The organism is Deltaproteobacteria bacterium, assembly GCA_005879795.1.
GTDB lineage: Bacteria > Desulfobacterota > Binatia > DP-6 > DP-6 > DP-6.
On the sequence record VBKJ01000239.1, the window covers coordinates 1 to 2,855 of the forward strand.

Consider the following 2,855-nt stretch of genomic DNA (forward strand, 5'->3'; position numbering starts at 1 on the left):
CACGACGATCAACGGCTGGTTCTGGCCCAAGATCGAGCCCCCGCCGCGCGCGACGACACGCGCGGAGCCGAACGGATTGCTCGAATTCGTCACGTACAGGCCAGCCACGTTGCCCTGCAGCGTCGACAGCACATTCGTCGAAGGCACCTGCGTCAAGCGGGCCCCGGAGATGGTCTGCGCGGCGTATGGCAGCGTCCGCTGCTCGCGCTCGATGCCGAGCGCCGTGGTCACGGATACCGCCTCGAGCTCCACCGCCTGAAACCGCATGGCGACGTCGACGACGGGCTCGACCCTCCGCACCACGGGCCGGTACCCGATGCGCCGGAAGGAAAGGCTGTCGTGCCCCGCCGGCACATCGAGCGCGTAGCGACCGTTCGCGTCCGTCACGGTCTCGACGGAGGTACCGACGACGGTCACCCGGACGCTTGCGAGCGGCTTCTGGGTGCTCGAATCCTGCACCTGACCGACCACGTGTGTGGGCTCTTGTGCGAGCGCCATCCCTGGTAACGGCGCGACGAGCGCCAACGCCAGGACGGCGGCGCGGACGCAGAGCCTGAACGGCACCCTCATGAGTCCTCCTGGGAAGCGGATGCGAACGAAGACGGGCCCGCTGCCAGTTGCGGCACCGGACCTGATAACCCTTCACACTGTTCGAGCAAAAAAACCTTACGCACGTGACGCTCGACGGCCGGAGGAGCGAGCACAAGCGTGAGACGGCGTCAAAAAAAGAGCGCGCCGCGCGACACGTGTCAATCGCTAAAAACGCGCTTCGAGTTGCAACGTCAATTTTCGGAAGGAGGTGGTGTGTTGCGGTGCCGCATCACCCCGCCGCGGCGGCGACGGCGGCGAGATCCTGGAACAACATCTTCCACTGTTTGGCGGGCAGCCCGGCGCGCAGTCGCTCTTGGGCTCGTGCCCAGGCGGGAAGCGCGCTCGCGAGCCGGCGCCGCCCGGCGGGCGTAAGGCTCCAACGCACCTCGCGGCGGTCCCGTCCCGCGGCGGCCCGGATCCAGCCGGCGCGCTCGAGCGGGGGCAGCGTGCGGCTCAATGTCGTCGCGTCGAGGGCCAGCAGCCGGCCCAGCGCCCCCTGCGTGGCTGCCCCCCCCATTTGCTCTAGCGCTTGCAGCAGCGTGAACTGCGTAACCCGCAGGCCCGTGCCCTGAAGCTCCGTTTCGTACAGCTGTGTCACCACCCGCGCGGTGCGCCGCAGGCTGGCGCACGCGCAGGCGAGACGGGGCAGCGACTCACGCGCCATGGGTCGCACCTCGCAGCCGGCGGAAGATGATGACGTGGCTCGCGAGGAAGACCGGCACCACGAAGGTCGGGATCAGCACGAGCGGCAGGTACAGCACCGGCGCGACGCCCGGCGTAGAGCCCTGCAGCGTGACCGCCGTGGCGGTGGCGACCGCGACCACGAGGTCCAAGAACCCGAGCGCGTTCCAGGTGTGCGTGAGGCCGCGCCGAAGCGGCGTGCGCGGCTCGCCCGCCGCGACGAGGATGAGCGCCAGCGCGGCCGTGGCGATGTCGCCCCAGCCGGCGCGAGCTGCGAACACGGGGTCGATCTCGCCCCGGGCGGCGAGGACCAAGAAGGTGATCCCGACGAAGCGGAACGCGTTAATGCCGATGAGGGTGCGGAGCGGCAGTGCGTCGACCCAGGCGCGCAGCGCGGGGACGACGGTCACGGCGACGAGCGTGGCGGCAAACAGCCCGAGGAAGATCAGCTGGGGCCCCGGGAACGGCAGCCGGACGAGGAAGCCCGTGCCCCCGGCGACAAGCGCCAGGGCGAGCCAGGCGATCACAAGGACGCCCGCGGCTCGGGGAAAGCGAGGAGCGGCGCTGGTAGAGGCGGTCATGGCATCAAACCTCAGTAAGGGTTACCGGGAAACTATGTGTATATGCAACTATATTCCGGCGTCCAGGGTTCCCCGATGCGGCCTCGGCTCCTCTGATGGCTCACGCTGGCCGCTCATTTCACCGGGCGGTACCTTGGGAACGCCATGTCCGATGCGCTCGAACGTCTCGGGGCGGCCCTCGCCGAGCACTACACTATCGAGCGTGAAATCGGTGCCGGTGGCATGGCGACCGTGTATCTCGCCAGGGACTTGAAGCACGATCGCAAAGTCGCCCTGAAGGTGCTGCGCCCCGAGCTCGCCGCGGTGCTCGGGATCGAGCGCTTCCTGAGTGAGATCCGCGTTACCGCCCATCTGCAGCACCCGCACATCCTGCCGTTGTTCGATTCCGGCCAGGCAGGCGGCCTGATCTACTATGTGATGCCGCACGTGGAGGGCAAATCGCTGCGGCACCGCCTCGAGCGAGAGAAGCACTTGCCGATCGAGGAGGCGGTCGGACTGGCCAGTAGCGTCGCCAGTGCGCTCGACTACGCGCATCGCCACGGGGTGATCCACCGCGACATCAAGCCGGAGAACATCCTGTTCCAGGACGGCCAGGCGGTAGTGGCGGACTTCGGCATCGCACTCGCGCTCACCGCCGCCGCGGGCTCGCGGCTCACGGAAACGGGGCTGTCCCTCGGCACGCCGCAGTACATGAGCCCCGAGCAGGCAACGGGCGACCGCGTCATCGACGCCCGCAGCGATATCTACTCCCTCGGCGCGGTCCTGTATGAGATGCTCGCCGGCGAGCCGCCGCACACCGGACCGACGGTGCAGTCCGTGATCGCCAAGGTCGTGACCGACCGACCGCGGCCGCTGCGACAGCTGCGGGAGTCCGTCCCCCCGCACGTCGAGGCCGCGGTCCTCAAGGCACTGGCCAAGCTGCCCGCGGACCGGTTCCAGACGGCGGCGCAGTTCGTCGACGCCTTGGCGCGACCCGGCTGGAGCGGCGTATCCGCGGCCGCC

At 69.0% G+C, this 2,855-nt stretch carries 4 protein-coding genes; 1 reads left to right on the forward strand and 3 read right to left on the reverse strand.

Features of this window, described 5'->3' with window-relative positions; all coding sequences use genetic code 11:
- The 3 genes from E6J59_19500 to E6J59_19510 form a co-directional block, all read right to left on the reverse strand.
- Window positions 1-570, reverse strand: a 570-nt coding sequence (locus tag E6J59_19500) for a SusC/RagA family TonB-linked outer membrane protein (protein ID TMB16066.1), incomplete at its 3' end; no start/stop codon positions are given.
- Window positions 571-820: 250 nt separating this feature from the next.
- On the reverse strand, window positions 821-1,255 hold the full coding sequence (locus E6J59_19505) for a winged helix-turn-helix transcriptional regulator (GenBank protein ID TMB16067.1): 435 nt from the start codon (window positions 1,253-1,255) through the stop codon (window positions 821-823).
- Window positions 1,245-1,853, reverse strand: a complete 609-nt coding sequence (locus tag E6J59_19510; GenBank protein TMB16068.1) for a hypothetical protein — start codon at window positions 1,851-1,853, stop codon at window positions 1,245-1,247. Before E6J59_19510 ends, E6J59_19505 begins: the two co-directional genes overlap by 11 nt.
- Window positions 1,854-1,997: 144 nt before the next feature.
- Here E6J59_19510 and E6J59_19515 point away from each other — a divergent pair.
- Window positions 1,998-2,855, forward strand: an 858-nt coding sequence (locus E6J59_19515) for a serine/threonine protein kinase (protein ID TMB16069.1), incomplete at its 3' end; no start/stop codon positions are given.

Coding starts and splice junctions, on each gene's coding strand:
- E6J59_19505 (TMB16067.1), bottom strand. CDS start 1,255: ATGGCGCGTGAGTCGCTGCCCCGTCTCGCCTGCGCGTGCGCCAGCCTG.
- E6J59_19510 (TMB16068.1), bottom strand. CDS start 1,853: ATGACCGCCTCTACCAGCGCCGCTCCTCGCTTTCCCCGAGCCGCGGGC.